Raw genomic sequence first — 20480 nt, forward strand, 5'->3', positions numbered from 1 at the left:
ACGCGCCACTGATCTCAAGGGGAGTTCCGCAGTCGTCATGGCATCGACAGCCGTCGAGGGGGGCGTGCCGCATTCCCGGCACCATCAGAAGCTCGCGAAACGCACCGCTGCATGGAAGCCGGGGATCCTGCCGTTCCTGATCCCGCTGGTCTTCCTCACCGTGTTCAGTCTGTGGTCGTACACGCCCAGCGAATCACCGCTGGCGTGGCTGATCACCATCTGCTGGGCGCTTCCGGTGCCCGGTGTACTCGTGTCAGTCCAGGGCTTCTTCCTCATCCGCCGACGGCTGCGCAAGGCCCATCTGATGACCCCGCCCGCGCCGGTGGACCAGGACTTCCTGATCTGTCTCGTCCCGACCATCGGCCGGCACGACACCTACCCCGCCCTGGAGCGCTCGGTCCTCTCGTACGTGGAGCACCTCCCGGAGTGGTTCCCGTACATGCGCGTGGACGTCCTCACCGAGGAGGGCTGCGAGGCCGCCGAGCGGATCGACCAGCTCGCCGCGGCCAGTCCGCTGATCCGTGTGGTCACGGTCCCGAAGGCCTACGAGACCAGGAACGGCACCCGCTTCAAGGCCCGCGCCAACAACTACGCCCATGAGCTGCGCATCGCGGAAGGCGAGGCCCTCGAGCACGTCTGGGTCCTGCACATGGACGACGACACCGGCGTGGGACCGGACACGTCGGCCTCCCTCGCGCAGTTCATCAACCGCCAGCGCCGTGCGACCCCCGAAGAGGTCAAGCACATGGCGCAGGGCATCCTGACCTACCCGCGGGAGAACGCGGTGAGCATGCTCACCTGGTTCGCCGACGCCATCCGCCCCGCCGACGACATCGCGCGGTTCCGCGCCTTCACCGGCCTCGGTACCCCGGCGGCCGGTGTGCACGGCGAGCTCCTGGTCATCCGTGCCTCCATCGAGGCCGAGATCGGCTGGGACTTCGGGCCCAAGGAGATCGTCGAGGACGCCCGGCTGGCCCTGACCTTCTGCCGGATCTACCCGGGCCGCAGCGACTGGTTCAACGGCCGCTGCTACGGCGCCTCCCCGGCCAACACCAAGGACTTCATCAAGCAGCGCGAGCGCTGGGCCTGGGGCCTGGTCGCCCTCTGCTTCAACCGCAAGGTCCCGCTGCGCTACCGCTGGTTCCTGACCGTGTGTGTGACGAGCTGGATCCTGGGCCCGCTGCAGCACGTCGGGACGATCCTCTTCGTCGCCTGGTTCATCGGCGACATGAACACCTCGCCGGTGACGCAGTCCGTGGTCATCCTGTGGTCGATCAGCTTCGCGTACGTCATCTGGGCGTACTGGGAAGGGCTGCGGCTCAACGCGATCGCCTCGGCGACCGGCAGGCGCAGATGGTGGGAGCCCTTCGCGGTGCTGGTCCTGCTGCCCTACTTCTCCCTCATCGAGGGGATCGGCGGCATCAAGGGCCTGTGGAAGTTCATCCGCCGCGAGGAGAACAAGTTCGTCGTCATCGCGAAGCCCGCCTGACCCGGAAGAGACCGACATCTCATGAAGCGCGCCCGCTTGCCCCTGCTCGCCGTGCTGCCCGTCAGCGTCATCTCCTTCGTGGTCGCGGTCCCCCTCGTCGCGGGAGACCACCCACTGCGCTGGGAGTCGGGCTCACTGCTGCCCAAGCTCGTCCTCAACGGCAAGGAGAGCAATCCCGCCGACGGTTCCACGGACTCCGACGGCACGACCTCCGCGTCCCCCTCGCAGCCGCAGAAGGCCGCCACGGTGGACAAGAAGTGGAAGGAAGGCATGCCCCAGTGGGGCGTGCAGCTCTACTGGGAGGACAACCCCAAGCACTCCCTGGAGTACGTCGAGAAGCAGGCCCGGCTGCACGCCGACTACCTGGTCGGCCTGCACGCCAACTCCGTCAGCGTGTCCTTCCCCTTCTTCACCGGCGATCGCGCGTCGACGAAGGTCTTCGAGGGCGCCAAGACCCCGACTCCGGCACGACTGGCGAGGGTGCTGGAGATCTTCCACGAGGCCGGGCTGCGCACCACCGTGCGGCCTCTCATGGACGAGCGTTCCCTGGATGCGGAGGACGGCTGGCGAGGCAACATCAAGCCCGCCGATCGCGACGCCTGGTTCGCGTCGTACACGGCGTTCGCCACCCCGTACCTGAAGGCCGCGGAGAGCGAGAAAGCCGCCACCTTCGTCATCGGGACCGAGCTGAACTCCCTGGAGGGCGACGCCCACTGGGACACCGTGGTGGACGACGCCGAAAAGATCTTCAGCGGTCAGGTCGCCTACGACGCCAACTGGGACAACTACGTCAACGGCCCCATCTCGATGCCCGTCAACCACCTCGGCATCGACGCGTACTTCCCGGTCAAGGTCGCCGACGACGCCTCCGTGGACACCCTGGTCAAGGGCTGGGACAACTGGCTGGACAGGAAGGCCACGGGCGAGCTTCCGAAGATCACCGTCTCCGAGGCCGGCATCGGCGCGATGAACGGCGCCTACCACGCTCCCGGTGACTTCTACACCAAGCGGGCCGTCAATCCGACGGTGCAGGCGAACTGGTACAAGGCCGTCTGCCGGGTCGTCCAGGAGCGCCGGATGTCCGGCGTCTACTGGTGGTCGATCTACTTCGACACCGACCCGAACGCCAAGCCCGACGACAAGGTTGCCTCCCGGCTCGACTTCGCCGGACGTCCCCTCTCCGAAAAGGCGATCAAGTCCTGTTTCACCTCTGACTACGCAGGACCCGGGACCGACACCGCAAGCTGACCGAGCGGAGGCAGTCATGCAAGAAGCCATCATTCTGGTGGGCGGCAAGGGAACCCGCCTGCGCCCCCTGACCAACCACACCCCGAAGCCGTTGCTCGGCGTCGCGGGCTCCTCCTTCATCCGGCACCAGATCGCCAAGCTGATGGACGCGGGCGTCGAGCACGTCGTCTTCGCGACCTCGTACCTCGCCAGCCTCTTCGAGGAGGAGTTCAGGGACTTCTCCCAGGACCTGACGATCTCGTACGCCGTCGAGGAGGTGCCGCTCGGCACGGGCGGAGCGATCCGCAACGCGGCCCGACTCCTGCACGGCACCTCGCCGGACGCGCCGGTCCTGATCCTCAACGGCGACATCCTCTCCGGGGTCGATCTGCGCACCCTCCTGGAGCGCCACGAGGAGCGGGCGGCGGACGTGACCCTGCACCTCACCCGCGTCCCGGACCCCCGCGCGTTCGGCCTGGTCCCCACCGACGGGTCCGGCCGGGTGCTCTCCTTCCTCGAGAAGCCGAAGACGCCCGAGGAGTGCGTCACGGACCAGATCAACGCCGGCTGCTACGTCTTCCGCCGCTCGGTCCTCGACGCCATACCGGCCGACCGCGAGGTATCGGTCGAGCAGGAGACCTTCCCACAGCTCGTCGCCCGGGGCGGCCGCGTCTTCGGCCACACCACGGACGACTACTGGCGCGACCTCGGCACCCCGCTGGCCTTCGTCCACGGCTCCGCCGACCTGGTCACCGGCAAGGCGGGCTCGCCCCTGGTGGGACGGCCGGCCGAGGCGTTGATCCATCCCACGGCCGTGGTCGACCCGACCGCCCTCGTCACGGGCGGCTCGACAATCGGCCCGCACGCCGTCATCGGCGCGCACGTGGTCGTCGAGCGCTCGATCGTCAGCCGTGGTGTGACCGTCGCCGACGGCGCCCGGATCCACGAGTCCGTGGTGGACCACGACTCCTCGATCGGCAGCGAATCGATTCTTCGTGAGGTCGTGGTGGGTTGCCACGCGCACATCGGCGCGCAGAACGAGCTGCCCGCCCATCTCCGGCTGTCGTGCGGCATCCGCATCCCCGCTCAGGGGGTGCGCGTCAGCGGTACGGCTGTCGCCTGCCCGACGGTCCACTGAAGTCGCCTGCCCGCCGAACGGCCCGCCCGCCCAGCTACTGGAGAACCGTGACCCGCCATCGCTCATCGGCCGCGCAGACAGAGAGTCTTCGCAAGTACCGGCCGGACATACAGGGCCTGCGTGCCGTCGCCATCATGATGGTCGTCGCCATGCACTGCGGCATCCTCGACATCCACGGCGGCGTGGACGTCAGTTTCGTACTCAGCGGCTTCCTCATCGGCGGCCAGCTCCTCGCGGAGATCGACAAGACCGGCAAGGTGTCGCTGAGCAAGTTCTGGGCCCGCCGCTTCAGGCGTCTGGCGCCGGGAATGACCGTCGTCGTCCTCGCCACCGCCGCCCTCGCCTGGATCTACGGCAGCCCGCTCAGGTTCCGCGACACCATGGAGGACGGTCTCGCCTCCGCGCTGAGCGTCATGAACTGGCGGCTCGTCGAGACCGGCACGGACTACTTCGCCAACGACGGCACCCAGTCCCCGTACCAGCACTTCTGGTCACTCGGCATCGAGGAGCAGTTCTACCTCGCGGCCCCGCTGGCGCTGTTCGTCATGGCCTGGCTCAGCCGTGCCATCCTCCGCAACCGCGTCCTTGTGGGAGTCTTTCTGGGAGCGGTGATCGGCGGATCCTTCTACGCGGGCTACACCCAGACCAGCGTCAACCAGCCGCTCGCCTACTTCAGCACCCACACCCGCATCTGGGAACTCACCGTAGGCATCCTGCTGGCCCTCGGCGCCCCGCTGCTCTCCCGCATGAACCGGGGAGTGGCCGGCGTGGTCTCCTGGCTGGGCCTCGCCACAGCCATCGGCACCGCGCTCCTCATCACCCCCGAGACCCCGCTGCCGGGATACGCGGTGGCCGGCCCCGTCCTCGGCGCCGCCATGATCATCGCCGGCGGATGCGCCGCACCTCGCTTCGGCGCGGAATGGCTCCTGGACAACCCGGTGCTGAACTCGGTCGCCAACGTCAGCTACGGCTGGTACCTCTGGCACTGGCCGATCCTGATCCTCTGGCCGGACATCACCGGCCACGAGCTCTCCTACTCGGACCGCTTCCGCGTGGCGTCCCTGTCCCTGATCCTGGCCTACGCGATGTTCCACATCGTCGAGCACCGCTTCAGGACCAACGCCCAACTGGTGACCCGTCCCTGGAAGGGCATCTTCGCCGGCGGGACCGCCGTCGCGGGTACGGCCGGTGCCGCGGCCTTCGCCATGACCGTCCTGCCGCTGAACCTCTCGGCCTCGGCCGTCGCCGCGGGCTCCGGCACCGTGGGATGGAGCGGTACGGAATCCGTGCGCAGCTCCGTGATCCAGAAGGAGCTGTCGGGAGTCGCCCAGGGCGCCCTGCCGAAGTCGCCCGACGACAAGACGCACTACGGATGCATCGACAACACCGATGTCGAGGAGTTCGTCATGCGCGACAACTGCGTCATCGGCGACAAGACGGGCCAGAAGTCGGTCGTCGTGATCGGCGACTCGCACGCCTGGCAGTGGGGCGACGCCTTCCACGAGATCGGGCAGAAACTGCACGTCAAGGTCGTGACCATGGCGAAGGGCGGCTGCTCCCCCGAGGTCTACGCCATCAAGAACCCCGAACTCAACCGTGAGTACTCCGAGTGCGACGAGTGGCGCAAGACGGCGTTCGAGGAGATCAAGGAGCTCAAGCCCGACGTCGTCGTCGTCACGAACCGGGTCCGCCAGGAGGCGACCGAGGCAGGTGCCGAGGAGGCGTTCCAGACGCTGGAGGACTCGGGCGCCAGGATCGTCTACCTGACGGACACCCCGCAGCCCGGCAGGAACGTGCCCGACTGCCTCGCCACGCACATCAACGACGTCACGGCGTGCAACCCCGCCCAGGACAAGGCCATCGAGTTCACCGACTTCCGGGCCATGGAGCAGAAGGTGGCCAAGCGGCACGGTGCCGTGGTCATCGACACGCTGCCGGCGTTCTGCGCGGACGACGTGTGTCCGACGGTGATCGGTGACCAGATCGTCTACTTCGACTCCAGCCACATCACCGCCGGGTACGCGCAGTCCCTGGTGCCCTTCCTCCAGCCGACCCTCAAGAAGGTCCTGGCCGGCTGACCCCGTGCACCTCTCCCCGTACCCGGCGGGCCTGAAGCTGCCGTTCGGCCAGCAGCTCGTCCGCCGGGTACGCGACCTCCTCCAGCGTCAGCCCGTGCGGCCGTACGACATGCACCGCGCTGTCCCGCACCCGCGCGTCCAGCACCTTCCGCGGCCACTCCACACCCCGGTGCCCGTCGCCCACGAACAGCAGCGCCCCGACCATGGACCGCACCTGGTTGTGGCAGAAGGCGTCGGCACGGACCTCGATCTCGACGATGCCCTCCGCCGTGCGCCGGACCCCGAAGTCGAGGATCTCGCGGACCGTCGAGGCCCCCTCACGCTTTTTCGCGTAGGCCGCGAAGTCGTGCTCCCCCACGAGTGACTTGGCGGCGGCGTCCATGACGTCGACGTCCAACTCCCAGTCGTGCCACAGCACATGGCTGCGCAGCAGCGGATCGACTCCGCCGGGCCGGTCCCCCACCCGGTAGACGTACCGCCGCCACAGAGCGGCGAACCGCGCATTGAACCCCGCAGCAGCCTCCCCCACCCCCCAAACCCGCACATCCTTCGCCAACCGCCCCGCCAACCGCTTCAGCAGCTTCTCGCGGTGGTCCTCCCACAGGTCCGCGGGCAGGTCCACGTGGGCCACCTGTCCCCGTGCGTGCACGCCCGCGTCGGTCCGGCCGGCCACGGTCAGTTCGTACGTCACGTCCTTCGACCGCGTGACCGTGCGCAGCGCGTCCTCGATCTCGCCCTGGACGGTCCGTCGGCCGGCGGCCTGCTTGGCCCATCCGGAGAAGTCGGTCCCGTCGTAGGAGAGGTCGAGGCGGACACGGACGTAACCGGGCTGTACTTCGTCGCTCACCCCCCGATCCTCTCAGGAACGCGGAACGGGCCCGCCCCGAGGGGCGGGCCCGCACTGCCGTGGAGCAGCGTGGATCAGGGCCGGCCCCTCGGGTTCAGCACGATCATGCCGGCGTCGTTCGCCGGGTTGCCCTCGTTCGGCATGGTGTACGCGAAGAACGCCCGGCCGGTGGCGTTCCGGATCACCTCGTCGACGCGCAGGCCGAAGGTGAAGGTACGGGAGGCGTCCTCCAGGATCGGCGTGTCGATGGAGCACAGGTAGTCGCCCTCGGCGCCCTCCCAGTCGGCGGCCCGGCAGCTCTCGGGGGCCGTGGTGACCGTGGTGCCCGGGGGAAGGTCGACCCAGAAGGAGATCGGCTCGCCGCCGGAGCGCAGCAGGGCCAGCCACGCGGGCCCGTGGTTGGCGAAGCCGACGTCCACCGACACCGTCTGGCCCTTGCGGGCCCGCAGCCGCTCACCGGTCAGGTCGAGGTCGAAGGTGTTCTTCGTCGGGAAGTCCATCTCCGCGAATTGGCTGTAGTCCGCCGGGTCGGCGTCCGGCAGCCGCACCAGCCCCAGTGCCGGCCCGGTCCCTGCCTGGTAGTCGCCCTCGGCCAGCAGGTCCGCCACCTGGTCGGCGGGGACCGCGCTGAACGAGTAGGACATCACGTCGTACAGGGCGAAGCCGGCCGTCCCGACCGGGAAGGGAGCGCTGAGTCCGTAGGCCGCCCGGGCCGCGAACTCCTCGTCGAAGACGCACAGGGCCTTGGAGCTCCCGAACAGTTCGTCGGGGTCGCGCGGGTCGTACCAGCAGTTCCCGTAGGTGTTCGGGAAGGAGAGGCCCCGGCTGCCGTACATCCGCAGCACCACGCCCTTGCCGCCCAGCCCGCCGACGTTGCGGAAGCTCAGCGGCGCCTGCAGGGTGTCACCGGCCTTGAAGCCCTCGGGCTCGGCCAGGTGCTTCATCTGCATCTCGGGGCCGCCGACCAGGACGTCCACCGTGTGCCCGGTGAAGGCCAGGCCCTCCCCCACGGCCGTGACCTCGATGGTGCCGAAGTCGCCCGCGGCGCTCTCGTCGGTCACGTCGAGTCTGATGCCGCCCAGGTCGTTGTAGTCCTGGCCGGCGTAGATCTCGTAGTCCTTGCAGGTCGCGACCAGTCCGTCGACCGAGCAGCCCTGCCAGCCGCCGAGGCGGGAGAAGTTGACGGAGGCGACACCGGCCAGGGAGCTCGCGTCCACCGTGACCGTGTAGTCGCCCTGGTGGATCGGGTAGATGACCCCGTTCTCGTCCGGCACCGGCTCGCCGGGCGCCCGGAGTCCGAGCTCGATCTGCGGCTCACCCGGCTCGCCCGGCTCACCGGGTTCCGGCTGGAGCGAGAGGTTCACGCTGTCGGGGCCGGTGACGGACACCGGCAGCGGTTCCTCCGCGGCACCGGCCGGGACAGCGAGTGCCGTAGCGGCCAGGGCGGCCAGCGCGAACGCGGAGATGGTGCGCCGCACCGCGGCGAGATACGTCATGGGACCCCCGTAAGTCGGACCATCGGGCGCACCGGATCGGTGGCGCCGTATGCATGACCTGTGAGCCCGCTGTGAGGTTGCAGTCCCTTTGCGCCACAACGCAAACGGGCCCGCTCCTCGAAAGGAACGGGCCCGCGATCGCCCCAGGGGCGCGGGGAACTGCGCGACCAGCCACGGCGGCGCCGCGGCCGCGAACGTACAGTCCCCGACAGAACGCTTACGCGTCCTTGGACTCCTCGGCCGGAGCCTCGGTGGCGTCCTCGGCCTCGGCGGCCTTGGTCGTGTCGACCTTGGTCTCCTCGGCGGCCGGAGCAGCCTCGGCGTCCTTGGCGGCACGCTTGGTGGCGGCCTCGGCCTCACCCGTCGCCTGCTGCGCGACCGTCAGCGCCTCGACCAGCTCGATGACAGCCATGGGCGCGTTGTCGCCACGGCGGTTACCGATCTTGGTGATGCGGGTGTAGCCACCGGGACGGTTCTCGTAGCGCGGGCCGATCTCGGTGAAGAGCGTGTGCACGATGCTCTTGTCCGTGATCACCTGGAGCACCTGACGGCGGTTGTGAAGGTCGCCCTTCTTCGCCTTGGTGACCAGACGCTCGGCGTACGGACGCAGCTTGCGCGCCTTCGCCTCGGTGGTGGTGATACGGCCGTGCTCGAAGAGGCTCTTCGCGAGGTTCGCGAGGAGCAGCTTCTCGTGCGCGGCGCTGCCGCCCAGACGGGCACCCTTGGTGGGCTTCGGCATGGTGTTTCTCCTAGATGTCTGCCCCGGCCGTATCAGGTACCGGGGTCAGTATCCGAGCGAGCGGGTTTACTCGTCGGAGACCCCGCGCCCTCAAGGGGCGCGGGGAACTGCGCGACCAGCCACAGCGGGCCGGCAGCCAGGAACCGGCAGTCGGTCCCGAGCTCTTAGTACTGCTCGGTCTCGACGAACCCGGCGTCCGCGTCGTCGTCGGCGCCGAAGGCGTCCGCGGCGGCGGTCGGGTCGAATCCGGGCGGGCTGTCCTTCAGGGCCAGGCCCATGCCGGCCAGCTTCGCCTTGACCTCGTCGATGGACTTCGCACCGAAGTTGCGGATGTCCAGCAGGTCGGCCTCGGAGCGCGCCACGAGCTCACCCACGGAGTGGATGCCCTCACGCTTGAGGCAGTTGTAGGAGCGGACCGTGAGCTCCAGCTCCTCGATCGGCAGCGCCAGGTCGGCGGCAAGGGCGGCGTCCGTGGGGGACGGGCCCATGTCGATGCCCTCGGCGTCGATGTTCAGCTCGCGGGCGAGACCGAACAGCTCGACCAGGGTCTTGCCGGCGGAGGCCATGGCGTCACGGGGACGCATCGCCTGCTTGGTCTCGACGTCGACGATCAGCTTGTCGAAGTCGGTGCGCTGCTCGACACGGGTCGCCTCGACCTTGTACGTGACCTTGAGCACCGGGCTGTAGATGGAGTCGACCGGGATACGGCCGATCTCCTGGCCCACCTGCTTGTTCTGCACGGCGGAGACGTAACCGCGGCCACGCTCGACCGTGAGCTCCATCTCCAGCTTGCCCTTGCCGTTGAGCGTGGCGAGGACGAGGTCGGGGTTGTGCACCTCGACACCGGCCGGGGGCGCGATGTCGGCGGCGGTGACCAGACCCGGGCCCTGCTTGCGCAGGTACATCACGACCGGCTCGTCGTGCTCCGAGGAGACCACGAGCTGCTTGATGTTGAGGATCAGGTCGGTGACGTCCTCCTTGACGCCCGGCACGGTGGTGAACTCGTGCAGGACGCCGTCGATGCGGATGCTGGTGACAGCGGCACCGGGGATCGACGACAGGAGGGTGCGGCGGAGGGAGTTGCCGAGGGTGTAGCCGAAGCCCGGCTCCAGCGGCTCGATCACGAACCGGGAGCGGAATTCGTCGACGACCTCTTCGGTCAACGAGGGACGCTGAGCGATCAGCATGTGTGGATCAGATCCTTCTTTCGTGGACGCCCGCTATTTGACGCCCGACGGAACCGCCCCCGGCAAAAGGGACGGGTACTGCAAGGGTACGGGCGGCACCGCCCCGAAGAGCCGTACCGCCCGCAACCTCAGGACAACCGGGCCTCAGACGCGGCGGCGCTTGGGCGGACGGCAACCGTTGTGCGGCGTGGGCGTGACGTCCTGGATCGAGCCGACCTCGAGGCCGGTGGCCTGGAGGGAGCGGATCGCGGTCTCACGGCCGGAGCCGGGACCCTTGACGAACACGTCCACCTTGCGCATGCCGTGCTCCTGCGCGCGGCGGGCGGCCGACTCGGCGGCCATCTGCGCGGCGAAGGGGGTGGACTTGCGCGAGCCCTTGAAGCCGACGTGGCCGGCGGAGGCCCAGGAGATCACGTTGCCCGAGGGGTCCGTGATCGAGACGATCGTGTTGTTGAACGTGCTCTTGATGTGGGCGTGCCCGTGAGCGACGTTCTTCTTTTCCTTGCGGCGCACCTTCTTGGCAGCGCCCTGACGACCCTTGGGGGGCATCTACAAACTCCTACGGGGAGGTGGTCGGTCCTACAGCGAAGACCGCTGATGAAGCGTGGTCCGCTGAGGACTACTTCTTGCCCGGCTTCTTCTTGCCGGCGATGGCGCGACGCGGGCCCTTGCGGGTACGAGCGTTCGTGCTGGTGCGCTGACCACGGACGGGCAGTCCACGGCGGTGGCGCAGACCCTGGTAGCAGCCGATCTCGACCTTGCGGCGGATGTCGGCCTGGATCTCGCGACGGAGGTCACCCTCGGTCTTGAGGTTGTTGTCGACGTACTCACGAATCGCGACGAGCTCCTCCTCGGAGAGGTCGCGAACGCGGGTGTTCGGGTTGACGCCGGTCTCGGCCAGCGTCTTCTGCGAAAGGGTCCGGCCGATGCCGAACACGTAGGTCAGGGCGACCTCCACGCGCTTTTCGCGCGGGATGTCAACACCGGAAACGCGTGCCACTTCAATGGCTCCTGGTGATCTTCGGAGGTCTTCCGCAGGACCGGCTCCCAGCCGCCGTACCAGGTACGAACTGGGTCCCCGGCCTCCGAGCCGGGGGTGTCAGACGGAGTGCGTCTGGGCCCTGCGTATGAACATGTTCAGCTTGCGTCGCGCGAATCCCTGCGAGAGCAGAGGGTTCGGTCGTGCGTCAGCCCTGGCGCTGCTTGTGGCGCGGGTTCTCGCAAATGACCATGACCCGACCGTGACGGCGGATCACCCTGCACTTGTCGCAGATCTTCTTGACGCTCGGCTTGACCTTCATGGGATTGAGGTTCTCCGGGTCAGTGCCACCACCCCGCCGGAACGGAGTGCGGGCAAGATCTACTTGTACCGGTAGACGATCCGGCCACGTGTCAGGTCGTACGGAGACAACTCCACCACGACCCGGTCGTCAGGGAGGATGCGGATGTAGTGCATACGCATCTTGCCGCTGATGTGTGCCAGGACCTGGTGGCCGTTCTGGAGCTCGACCTTGAACATGGCGTTCGGAAGAGACTCGACGACAGTGCCCTCGATCTCGATGGCACCTTGCTTCTTGGCCACGCTTCGCCCTTCGAATCGACTACCTTGATCGACTCCCCTGCTTTCCCCGAGGGGCGCATGCGGACATGCGGGTGCACGAGAGTCGACGAGTCAGTCTACGTCAGCGCTCCTAGAAAGACGAATCGAGGATTCATGCCCCGGGAAGGAGATCCTTAAGCGCCCGGTCAGGGGCGCGGGGAACTGCGCGATCGGACACAGCCGGGCCCGCGGACGGCATACGTCCTACGCCAGCGGGTCCGGAGCCGCGACGACCCCGTGCTCCGCGAGCTTCGCCTTGCCGCCGTCCGGAGCCGTGAGCACCAGCGGCCCCTCGTCGGTCAGCGCCACCGAGTGCTCCCAGTGGGACGACCAGGTGCCGTCGGTCGTGATGACCGTCCAGTCGTCCGACAGGACCTCCGTCCTGGGCGTGCCCAGCGACACCATCGGCTCGATCGCCAGGCAGAACCCGGTGACCAGCTTCGGCCCCTTCCCGCGGCGCCGGTCGACGTAGTTCAGCAGGTGCGGGTCCATGTGCATCTCGGTGCCGATGCCGTGGCCGCCGTAGTCCTCGATGATGCCGTAGCGGCCGCCGCCCGGCTTGGGCTGGCGGCGGATGTACGTCTCGATGGCCCGGGAGACGTCGACGAGCCGGTTGCCCTGCTTCATCGCCGCGATGCCGGCCCACATGGACTCCTCGGTCACCCGCGAGAGCTCCAGCAGCTCCGGGGCGTGCCCCGAGCCCACGAACGCCGTGTAGGCCGCGTCCCCGTGCCAGCCGTCGATGATCGCGCCGCAGTCGATGGAGATGATGTCGCCGTCCTTGAGGACGACCTCGTCGGAGGGGATGCCGTGGACGACGACCTCGTTCACCGAGGTGCAGATCGTCGCCGGGAAGCCGCCGTAGCCAAGGAAGTTCGGCTTCGCGTCGTGCTCCGCGAGGACCTTTCGCGCGACCTGGTCGAGATCCCTGGTCGTGGCCCCGGGCACCGCGGCCTCTCGGGTCGCCGCGTGGATGGCGGCGACGACCAGCCCCGCCTCGCGCATCTTGGCGATCTGCTCGGGGGTCTTGATCTGCACCATGCGGCGGGGGCCTTTCTCGGACCGGGGAAACAGGGATGGGAAGAGCGCCGTCAACAGGCGCCTTCGGAAGCGCTCTGAGGGGCGCCTTCAACGATACGTGCACCCACACAGCAGCCGCGGCCCCCTCGGAAGGGAACCGCGGCTGTCGTACTGCGAAAAACCGCTACGCGGCGTCGTCCTCGTGCTGGAGGGCCTCCATGGCACGGCCGGTGACGTCCTCCACCTTGCCGAGCGCCGAGATCGTGACCACCAGGCCCTGGGCCTTGTAGTAGTCGATGATCGGCTCGGTCTGGGTGTGGTAGACCTCCAGGCGCTTGCGGACCGTCTCCTCGGAGTCGTCGTCCCGCTGGTACAGCTCGCCGCCGCAGACGTCACAGACGCCGTCCTGCTTCGGCGCCTTGTACGAGACGTGGAAGACGTGCGCCGAGTCGTTGCGGCAGATGCGGCGGCCGGCGATGCGCTTGACGACCTCCTCCTCGGGGACCTCCAGGTCCAGCACCGCGTCCAGCTTCATGCCCTCGGTCCGGAGCATCTCGTCGAGCGACTCGGCCTGCGAGACGTTGCGCGGGAAGCCGTCGAGCAGGAAGCCCTTCTCGGCGTCGGGCTGCTCCATGCGGTCCTTGGCCATCCCGATGGTGACCTCGTCCGGAACCAGGTTGCCCGCGTCCATGTAGGACTTCGCGAGTTTGCCGAGGTCCGTCTGCTGGCTGATGTTGGCGCGGAACAGGTCGCCCGTGGAGATGTGCGGGATCGACAGGTTCTTGGCGAGGAACGCGGCCTGCGTTCCCTTGCCGGCACCCGGCGGCCCGACGAGGACGATACGCATCAGCGGAGGAACCCTTCGTAATTGCGCTGCTGGAGCTGGCTCTCGATCTGCTTCACCGTCTCAAGACCCACACCCACGATGATCAGGATGCTGGTCCCGCCGAACGGGAAGTTCTGGCTTGCCCCGAAGCCCACCAACGCCATCGTTGGCACAAGAGCGATCAGACCCAAGTACAGCGAACCCGGCCAGGTGATCCGGTTGAGCACGTAGGAGAGGTACTCAGCGGTCGGTCGGCCAGCCCGGATGCCCGGGATGAAGCCACCATACTTCTTCATGTTGTCCGCGACTTCCTCGGGGTTGAAGGAGATCGCCACGTAGAAGAACGCGAAGAAAACGATGAGCAAGAAGTACATGGTGATGTAAATCGGGTGGTCGCCCTTGACGAGGTTGGCCTCGATCCAGGTCTTCCAACCGGAGGTGCCGCTCGAGAACTGCGCGATCAGAGCCGGGATGTAGAGCAGCGACGACGCGAAGATGACCGGGATCACACCGGCCTGGTTGACCTTCAGCGGGATGTAGGTCGACGTACCGCCGTAGGAACGACGGCCGATCATGCGCTTCGCGTACTGCACCGGGATCCGGCGCTGGGCCTGCTCGACGAAGACCACCAGACCGACCATGACCAGGCCGACCGCGATGACCGTGCCGAACTCGATCCAGCCGTCGGCCAGGGTGCCCTGCTTCTTGATGGCCCACAGCGCGGACGGGAAGGTGGCGGCGATCGAGATGAACATCAGGATCGACATGCCGTTGCCGATGCCGCGGTCGGTGATGAGCTCACCGAGCCACATGACGACGGCCGTACCGGCGGTCATCGTGATGACCATGACGATCGTGGTGAAGATCGCGCGGTCCGGGACGATGCTCGACGCGACCGTGCAGCCGGAGAAGAGGGCGCCGCTGCGGGCGGTGGCCACCAGACCGGTGCCCTGCAGGATGGCGAGCGCCACCGTGAGGTAACGCGTGTACTGCGTGATCTTCGCCGTACCGGCCTGACCCTCCTTCTTGAGGGCTTCCAGACGCGGGATGACCACGGTGAGCAACTGCAGAATGATGCTCGCGGTGATGTACGGCATGATGCCGAGCGCGAAGACCGTGATCTGCAGCAGCGCGCCGCCGCTGAACATGTTGACCAGACCGAAGAGTCCCTGGTTGCCGGACGCCTGGTCCACGCACTCCTGGACCGACTTGTAGTCGACGCCGGGGATCGGGATGTGGGTACCCACGCGGTACACCACGATGATGGCGAGCGTGAAGAGCAGCTTCTTGCGCAGGTCGGGCGTCTTGAACGCCCGGGCGAACGCGGTGAGCACGGTGCCTCCTGCGACCCCCGCGCTACTGCGTCAAGGGTGACGGTCTTGAGGTTCGACGAATATGTGGGAAAGCAGTGCAGGCCACCTTACCCGGGCCGCCGCCTGCCGTGGAACGACCAACCGGGGATACCTCGTTGTGAGGTATCCCCGGTGGGTACTGCTTCAGGTCATCGTGCTCAGACGAGCTCGGTGACCGTGCCGCCGGCGGCGGTGATCTTCTCCTTGGCGGAGCCGGAGACGGCGTCGACCGTCACCTGCAGCGCCACGGAGATCTCGCCCTGGCCGAGGACCTTGACGAGGCTGTTCTTGCGAACGGCACCCTTGGCCACGAGGTCCTCGACGGTGACCTCGCCACCCTCGGGGTACAGCGCGCCCAGCTTGTCGAGGTTCACGACCTGGAACTCGGTCTTGAACGGGTTCTTGAAGCCCTTCAGCTTCGGAAGACGCATGTGGAGGGGCATCTGGCCACCCTCGAAGCGCTCCGGAACCTGGTAACGGGCCTTCGTACCCTTGGTTCCACGACCAGCCGTCTTACCCTTCGACGCCTCACCACGACCCACACGGGTCTTGGCGGTCTTGGCGCCCGGGGCGGGACGGAGGTTGTGGATCTTGAGCGGGTTGTTCTCCGCCATGATCAGTCGACCTCCTCGACCGTCACGAGGTGGCGGACGGTGTGCACCATGCCGCGGAACTCGGGGCGGTCCTCCTTGACGACCTGCGTGTTGATGCCCTTGAGACCAAGGGAGCGCAGGGTGTCACGGTGGTTCTGCTTGCTGCCGATGTACGACTTCGTCTGCGTGATCTTGAGCTGAGCCATTACGCAGCACCAGCCCCGGCACGCGCACGGAGCAGAGCCGCGGGAGCGACGTCCTCGAGGGGCAGACCGCGGCGGGCCGCGATCTCCTCGGGACGCTGCAGGCCCTTCAGGGCCTCCACGGTCGCGTGCACGATGTTGATCGCGTTCGACGAGCCGAGCGACTTCGACAGCACGTCGTGGATACCGGCGCACTCCAGGACGGCACGCACGGGACCACCGGCGATAACACCGGTACCCGGCGAAGCCGGCTTGAGGAGAACGACGCCGGCAGCCTTCTCACCCGTGATCGGGTGCGGGATGGTGCCCTGGATACGGGGGACCTTGAAGAAGTGCTTCTTGGCCTCCTCAACACCCTTGGCGATGGCGGCCGGCACCTCCTTGGCCTTGCCGTAACCGACACCCACGGTGCCGTCACCGTCGCCCACCACGACCAGCGCGGTGAAGCTGAAGCGACGACCACCCTTCACAACCTTGGCGACACGGTTGATCGCGACGACACGCTCAACGTAAGCAGTCTTCTCGGCGGCGGCTGCGCCACCGTCACGACCCTTACGGTCCCGCCGCTCGCCGCCACCGGCACCGCCACCGCGGCGCTGGGGTCCAGCCATTGGATTACCTCTCTCTTTCCGCTAGCTTCGAGCGGCTCAGAACTTGAGCCCGGCTTCGCGGGCGGCGTCCGCCAGGGCGGCGATGCGCCCGGCGTACTGGTTGCCACCTCGGTCGAATACGACGGCCTCGACACCGGCGGCCTTGGCGCGCTCGGCGACCAGGGCACCGACCTGCTTGGCCTGCGCGGACTTGTCGCCCTCGCCACCGCGAACCGTGGTGTCCAGGGTGGACGCCGACGCCAGGGTGTGACCCTTGATGTCGTCGATCACCTGGGCCACGATGTGGCGGTTGGAGCGGGTAACGACCAGACGGGGACGCTCCGCCGTACCCGAGATCCGCTTGCGGATCCGGATGTGACGGCGCTTGATCGCGGCGCGCTTGTAGGCGTCGCCCTTCAGGATCTTCTGTCCGTATGCCATGGCTTACTTACCCGCCTTTCCGACCTTGCGGCGGATGACTTCGCCCTCGTACTTGACGCCCTTGGCCTTGTACGGGTCGGGCTTGCGCAGCTTGCGGATGTTGGCCGCAACCTCGCCGACCTTCTGCTTGTCGATGCCCTCGACCGAGAACCGGGTGGGGGCCTCCACCTTGAAGGTGATGCCCTCGGGGGCCTCGACGGTGATCGGGTGGCTGTAGCCGAGAGCGAACTCGAGGTTCGAACCCTTGGCCTGCACGCGGTAACCGACACCGCTGATCTCGAGCTTCTTCACGTAACCCTGGGTCACGCCGGTGATCATGTTCGCCACCAGCGTGCGGGACAGGCCGTGCAGGGCCTTGTTCTGACGCTCGTCGTTGGGGCGGGTGACGTTGAGAACGCCGTCCTCACCCTTGGCGATGTCGATCGGCGCAGCGACGGTGTGGGTCAGTTCGCCCTTGGGGCCCTTGACCGAGACCGTACGGCCGTCGATGGTGACGTCCACGCCGGCGGGAACCGTGATGGGGAGCTTGCCAATACGCGACATAGCTGTTTCCTCCGTTCCCTTCCGCTACCAGACGTAGGCGAGGACTTCCCCACCCACGCCCTTCTTGCCGGCCTGCTTGTCGGTCAGGAGACCGTGCGACGTGGAGATGATCGCCACGCCGAGGCCACCGAGGACCTTGGGCAGGTTGGTGGACTTCGCGTAAACCCGGAGACCGGGCTTGGAGATCCGCTTGATGCCCGCGATGGAGCGCTCACGGTTCGGGCCGAACTTCAGCTCGAGGACGAGGTTCTTGCCGACCTCGGCGTCCTCGACCTTCCAGCCCGTGATGAAGCCCTCCTGCTGGAGGATCTCCGCGATGTGAGACTTGATCTTGGACGCCGGCATCGTCACGGAGTCGTGGTACGCCGAGTTCGCGTTCCGCAGACGCGTAAGCATGTCTGCGATCGGATCAGTCATGGTCATGAATTGGCCTTCGGCCTCTCTCGCCGGGGTTTCCAGGTGCCCATCCCTCTCCTCGATCCGAGACGAGGCGGGTGCGGTGCGGTGGACCTACGGCGTAGTAAGTCGTACGGGCGACCGTCAGGCGCCCAACCCTCCAAGCCTAAGCCATGGAAGGGAGGGCGCCTGACACGCCCATTGCTTACCGAGAGCTTCCGGAATCCCTAAAAGGTGGGATTACCAGGAGCTCTTGGTCACGCCCGGCAGCTCGCCACGGTGAGCCATCTCACGAAGGCACACGCGGCACAGGCCGAACTTGCGGTACACGGAGTGCGGACGGCCACAGCGCTGGCAGCGGGTGTAGCCACGCACACCGAACTTGGGCTTGCGAGCAGCCTTGGCAATCAGAGCCTTCTTCGCCATCTCGCTCACGCCTCCTTGAACGGGAAGCCGAGGTGACGAAGGAGCGCGCGGCCCTCAGCGTCGTTGGTCGCCGTGGTCACCACGGTGATGTCCATGCCCCGGGTACGGTCGATCTTGTCCTGGTCGATCTCGTGGAACATGACCTGCTCCGTGAGACCGAAGGTGTAGTTGCCACGGCCGTCGAACTGCTTGGGGGACAGGCCGCGGAAGTCGCGGATGCGCGGCAGCGCGAGCGACAGGGTGCGGTCCAGGAACTCCCACATGCGGTCGCCACGAAGCGTGACGTGGGCACCGATCGGCTGGCCCTCACGCAGCTTGAACTGCGCGATGGACTTACGGGCCTTGGTGACGGCCGGCTTCTGACCGGTGATCGTGGTGAGGTCGCGGATGGCGCCCTCGATCAGCTTGGAGTCGCGGGCGGCGTCGCCCACACCCATGTTGACCACGATCTTGACGAGGCCGGGGATCTGCATGACGTTCTCGTACTTGAACTCGTCACGCAGCTTGCCCGCGATCTCCTCGCGGTACTTCGTCTTGAGACGCGGAGTGGTGGTGGTAGCCATCAGATGTCCTCACCCGTCCGCTTGGCAACGCGGATCTTGTTGCCCTCGTCGTCGAAGCGGTAACCGACACGCGTGACGACCTTGTTGCCGTCCTTCTCAACGACCAACTGGACGTTGGAGACGTGGATCGGCGCCTCGGTCGTGACGATGCCACCGGCCTGCGAACCGCTGGCGGTGGGGCCGGCCTTGGTGTGCTTCTTGACCCGGTTGACACCCTCGACCAGGACGCGGTCCTCGCGGGGGAAGGCCGCGATGACCTTGCCCTGCTTGCCCTTGTCCTTACCGGTGATGACCTGGACCAGGTCGCCCTTCTTGATCTTCATGCTTACAGCACCTCCGGCGCGAGCGAGATGATCTTCATGAACTTCTTCTCGCGCAGCTCACGGCCGACGGGGCCGAAGATACGGGTGCCGCGAGGGTCGCCGTCGTTCTTCAGAATGACGGCGGCGTTCTCGTCGAAGCGGATGTACGAGCCGTCCGGACGGCGGCGCTCCTTGACGGTGCGAACGATGACCGCCTTGACGACGTCACCCTTCTTCACGTTGCCACCGGGGATCGCGTCCTTGACGGTGGCGACGATGACGTCACCGATGCCCGCGTAGCGGCGACCGGAGCCACCGAGCACACGGATGCAAAGGATCTCCTTCGCACCAGTGTTGTCGGCGACACGCAGTCGCGACTCCTGCTGGATCACGTCTATCTCCTGTTTGTCTGCCGGTTCCCGGCAGGGGCCTCAGTACGAGCGCCCCTGCCGAGCCTGGCGGAACTGACCTGCGGGGTTGGCCGCAGGAATTACTTGGCCTTCTCGAGGATCTCGACGACGCGCCAGCGCTTGGTCGCCGACAGCGGGCGGGTCTCCGCGAGGAGGACCCGGTCGCCGACGCCGGCAGCGTTCTGCTCGTCGTGCGCCTTGAGCTTGTTGGTACGGCGGATGACCTTGCCGTACAGCGCGTGCTTGACGCGGTCCTCGACGGCGACGACGACGGTCTTGTCCATCTTGTCGCTGACGACGAGACCCTCACGGGTCTTGCGGAAGCCGCGGGCCTCTGCAGTCTGCTCAGTCACGTTGCTCTCACTCATCAGGCGCTCTCCACCGTCTCGATGCCCAGCTCGCGCTCACGCATCAGGGTGTAGATCCGCGCGATGTCCTTACGGACGGCCTTGAGCCGACCGTGGTTCTCGAGCTGACCCGTCGCCGCCTGGAAGCGGAGGTTGAACAGCTCTTCCTTGGCTTCGCGGAGCTTGTTCAGCAGCTCCTCGTCACCCAGTTCGCGCAGCTCGGACGCCTTGGTACCGGCCGACATCACGCTTCACCTGCCTCGCGCTTGACGATCCGGCACTTCATCGGCAGCTTGTGAGCGGCGCGAGTCAGGGCCTCACGGGCGATCTTCTCGTTGGGGTAGGACAGCTCGAACATGACCCGGCCCGGGTGCACGTTCGCGATCCACCACTCCGGCGAACCCTTACCGGAACCCATGCGGGTCTCGGCAGGCTTCTTCGTGAGCGGGCGGTCCGGGTAGATGTTGATCCAGACCTTGCCGCCACGCTTGATGTGGCGGGTCATCGCGATACGGGCCGCCTCGATCTGGCGGTTGGTCACGTACGCCGGCGTGAGGGCCTGAATGCCGTACTCGCCGAACGCGACCGTCGTACCGCCCTTGGCCTGACCACGGCGCTTCGGGTGGTGCTGCTTGCGGTGCTTGACCCTACGGGGGATCAGCATGTC

The 20480-nt window shown here is 67.2% G+C and carries 28 protein-coding genes; 4 read left to right on the forward strand and 24 right to left on the reverse strand.

Features of this window, described 5'->3' with window-relative positions:
- The first annotated feature begins 37 nt into the window (after positions 1–37).
- The 4 genes from ACZ66S_RS08280 to ACZ66S_RS08295 are packed head-to-tail and all read left to right on the forward strand — an operon-like array spanning position 38 to position 5932.
- The gene (locus ACZ66S_RS08280) at positions 38–1489 is read left to right on the forward strand and encodes a glycosyltransferase family 2 protein (protein ID WP_469900581.1); all 1452 of its coding nucleotides are present in this window, start codon (positions 38–40) and stop codon (positions 1487–1489) included.
- A 21-nt stretch (positions 1490–1510) separates the two neighbouring features.
- Entirely contained in the window at positions 1511–2737 is a 1227-nt protein-coding gene (locus ACZ66S_RS08285) for a glycoside hydrolase family 113 (RefSeq protein WP_469900582.1), read from the forward strand.
- A 16-nt stretch (positions 2738–2753) separates the two neighbouring features.
- Positions 2754–3854 (forward strand): mannose-1-phosphate guanylyltransferase, encoded by a 1101-nt coding sequence (manB, locus tag ACZ66S_RS08290; protein WP_469900584.1) that lies wholly within the window; start codon positions 2754–2756, stop codon positions 3852–3854.
- 47 nt (positions 3855–3901) lie between these two features.
- Positions 3902–5932: an acyltransferase family protein gene (locus ACZ66S_RS08295; protein WP_469900586.1), complete on the forward strand. Its 2031-nt coding sequence runs from the start codon at positions 3902–3904 to the stop codon at positions 5930–5932.
- Here the strand turns inward: ACZ66S_RS08295 and truA are convergent.
- The 24 genes from truA to rplP form a co-directional block, all read right to left on the reverse strand.
- The gene (gene truA, locus ACZ66S_RS08300) at positions 5910–6779 is read right to left on the reverse strand and encodes a tRNA pseudouridine(38-40) synthase TruA (RefSeq protein WP_469900588.1); all 870 of its coding nucleotides are present in this window, start codon (positions 6777–6779) and stop codon (positions 5910–5912) included. The two genes, ACZ66S_RS08295 and truA, sit on opposite strands and share 23 nt — an antisense overlap.
- A 74-nt stretch (positions 6780–6853) precedes the next feature.
- Positions 6854–8275, reverse strand: coding sequence for a hypothetical protein (locus tag ACZ66S_RS08305; protein WP_469900589.1), 1422 nt, complete (start codon positions 8273–8275; stop codon positions 6854–6856).
- Between the two features lie 217 nt (positions 8276–8492).
- Positions 8493–9014, reverse strand: a complete 522-nt coding sequence (gene rplQ, locus ACZ66S_RS08310) for a 50S ribosomal protein L17 (RefSeq protein ID WP_469900591.1) — start codon at positions 9012–9014, stop codon at positions 8493–8495.
- 164 nt (positions 9015–9178) lie between these two features.
- Positions 9179–10201, reverse strand: coding sequence for a DNA-directed RNA polymerase subunit alpha (locus tag ACZ66S_RS08315; protein ID WP_003966937.1), 1023 nt, complete (start codon positions 10199–10201; stop codon positions 9179–9181).
- Between the two features lie 144 nt (positions 10202–10345).
- The gene (gene rpsK, locus ACZ66S_RS08320; protein ID WP_003956432.1) at positions 10346–10750 is read right to left on the reverse strand and encodes a 30S ribosomal protein S11; all 405 of its coding nucleotides are present in this window, start codon (positions 10748–10750) and stop codon (positions 10346–10348) included.
- Positions 10751–10820: 70 nt separating this feature from the next.
- Positions 10821–11201, reverse strand: coding sequence for a 30S ribosomal protein S13 (gene rpsM, locus ACZ66S_RS08325; RefSeq protein WP_125188937.1), 381 nt, complete (start codon positions 11199–11201; stop codon positions 10821–10823).
- Between the two features lie 187 nt (positions 11202–11388).
- Positions 11389–11502 (reverse strand): 50S ribosomal protein L36, encoded by a 114-nt coding sequence (rpmJ, locus tag ACZ66S_RS08330; protein ID WP_003998809.1) that lies wholly within the window; start codon positions 11500–11502, stop codon positions 11389–11391.
- A 59-nt stretch (positions 11503–11561) separates the two neighbouring features.
- Positions 11562–11783, reverse strand: a complete 222-nt coding sequence (gene infA, locus ACZ66S_RS08335) for a translation initiation factor IF-1 (protein WP_003948620.1) — start codon at positions 11781–11783, stop codon at positions 11562–11564.
- Between the two features lie 222 nt (positions 11784–12005).
- Positions 12006–12842: a type I methionyl aminopeptidase gene (gene map / locus ACZ66S_RS08340; RefSeq protein ID WP_037719141.1), complete on the reverse strand. Its 837-nt coding sequence runs from the start codon at positions 12840–12842 to the stop codon at positions 12006–12008.
- A gap of 163 nt (positions 12843–13005) precedes the next feature.
- Positions 13006–13668: an adenylate kinase gene (locus ACZ66S_RS08345; protein ID WP_053846782.1), complete on the reverse strand. Its 663-nt coding sequence runs from the start codon at positions 13666–13668 to the stop codon at positions 13006–13008.
- The gene (secY, locus tag ACZ66S_RS08350; protein WP_469900593.1) at positions 13668–14981 is read right to left on the reverse strand and encodes a preprotein translocase subunit SecY; all 1314 of its coding nucleotides are present in this window, start codon (positions 14979–14981) and stop codon (positions 13668–13670) included. The genes ACZ66S_RS08345 and secY overlap by 1 nt, the downstream gene beginning before the upstream one ends.
- Before the next feature lie 176 nt (positions 14982–15157).
- On the reverse strand, positions 15158–15613 hold the full coding sequence (rplO, locus tag ACZ66S_RS08355) for a 50S ribosomal protein L15 (protein ID WP_007384079.1): 456 nt from the start codon (positions 15611–15613) through the stop codon (positions 15158–15160).
- 2 nt (positions 15614–15615) lie between these two features.
- Positions 15616–15798, reverse strand: coding sequence for a 50S ribosomal protein L30 (gene rpmD, locus ACZ66S_RS08360; RefSeq protein WP_005481207.1), 183 nt, complete (start codon positions 15796–15798; stop codon positions 15616–15618).
- Positions 15798–16406, reverse strand: a complete 609-nt coding sequence (gene rpsE, locus ACZ66S_RS08365) for a 30S ribosomal protein S5 (protein WP_030671799.1) — start codon at positions 16404–16406, stop codon at positions 15798–15800. The genes rpmD and rpsE overlap by 1 nt, the downstream gene beginning before the upstream one ends.
- A gap of 36 nt (positions 16407–16442) precedes the next feature.
- Positions 16443–16826 (reverse strand): 50S ribosomal protein L18, encoded by a 384-nt coding sequence (gene rplR, locus ACZ66S_RS08370; protein WP_030317315.1) that lies wholly within the window; start codon positions 16824–16826, stop codon positions 16443–16445.
- A gap of 3 nt (positions 16827–16829) precedes the next feature.
- Entirely contained in the window at positions 16830–17369 is a 540-nt protein-coding gene (rplF, locus tag ACZ66S_RS08375; RefSeq protein ID WP_037719144.1) for a 50S ribosomal protein L6, read from the reverse strand.
- Between the two features lie 24 nt (positions 17370–17393).
- On the reverse strand, positions 17394–17792 hold the full coding sequence (rpsH, locus tag ACZ66S_RS08380; protein ID WP_007384075.1) for a 30S ribosomal protein S8: 399 nt from the start codon (positions 17790–17792) through the stop codon (positions 17394–17396).
- Positions 17793–18005: 213 nt separating this feature from the next.
- The gene (locus ACZ66S_RS08385; protein ID WP_003948630.1) at positions 18006–18191 is read right to left on the reverse strand and encodes a type Z 30S ribosomal protein S14; all 186 of its coding nucleotides are present in this window, start codon (positions 18189–18191) and stop codon (positions 18006–18008) included.
- Positions 18192–18196: 5 nt separating this feature from the next.
- Positions 18197–18754 (reverse strand): 50S ribosomal protein L5, encoded by a 558-nt coding sequence (gene rplE / locus ACZ66S_RS08390; protein WP_020135807.1) that lies wholly within the window; start codon positions 18752–18754, stop codon positions 18197–18199.
- Complete coding sequence (gene rplX / locus ACZ66S_RS08395) at positions 18754–19077, reverse strand: 50S ribosomal protein L24 (protein WP_033272457.1); 324 nt, start codon at positions 19075–19077, stop codon at positions 18754–18756. The genes rplE and rplX overlap by 1 nt, the downstream gene beginning before the upstream one ends.
- A gap of 2 nt (positions 19078–19079) precedes the next feature.
- Positions 19080–19448, reverse strand: a complete 369-nt coding sequence (rplN, locus tag ACZ66S_RS08400; RefSeq protein WP_003998823.1) for a 50S ribosomal protein L14 — start codon at positions 19446–19448, stop codon at positions 19080–19082.
- A gap of 98 nt (positions 19449–19546) precedes the next feature.
- Positions 19547–19834, reverse strand: coding sequence for a 30S ribosomal protein S17 (rpsQ, locus tag ACZ66S_RS08405; protein ID WP_007384073.1), 288 nt, complete (start codon positions 19832–19834; stop codon positions 19547–19549).
- Positions 19834–20058, reverse strand: a complete 225-nt coding sequence (gene rpmC / locus ACZ66S_RS08410; RefSeq protein ID WP_005481220.1) for a 50S ribosomal protein L29 — start codon at positions 20056–20058, stop codon at positions 19834–19836. The genes rpsQ and rpmC overlap by 1 nt, the downstream gene beginning before the upstream one ends.
- Entirely contained in the window at positions 20058–20477 is a 420-nt protein-coding gene (rplP, locus tag ACZ66S_RS08415) for a 50S ribosomal protein L16 (protein WP_004927269.1), read from the reverse strand. The genes rpmC and rplP overlap by 1 nt, the downstream gene beginning before the upstream one ends.
- Positions 20478–20480: the final 3 nt, after the last annotated feature.

The sequence above is a fragment of the Streptomyces sp. NPDC107471 genome (assembly GCF_055582845.1).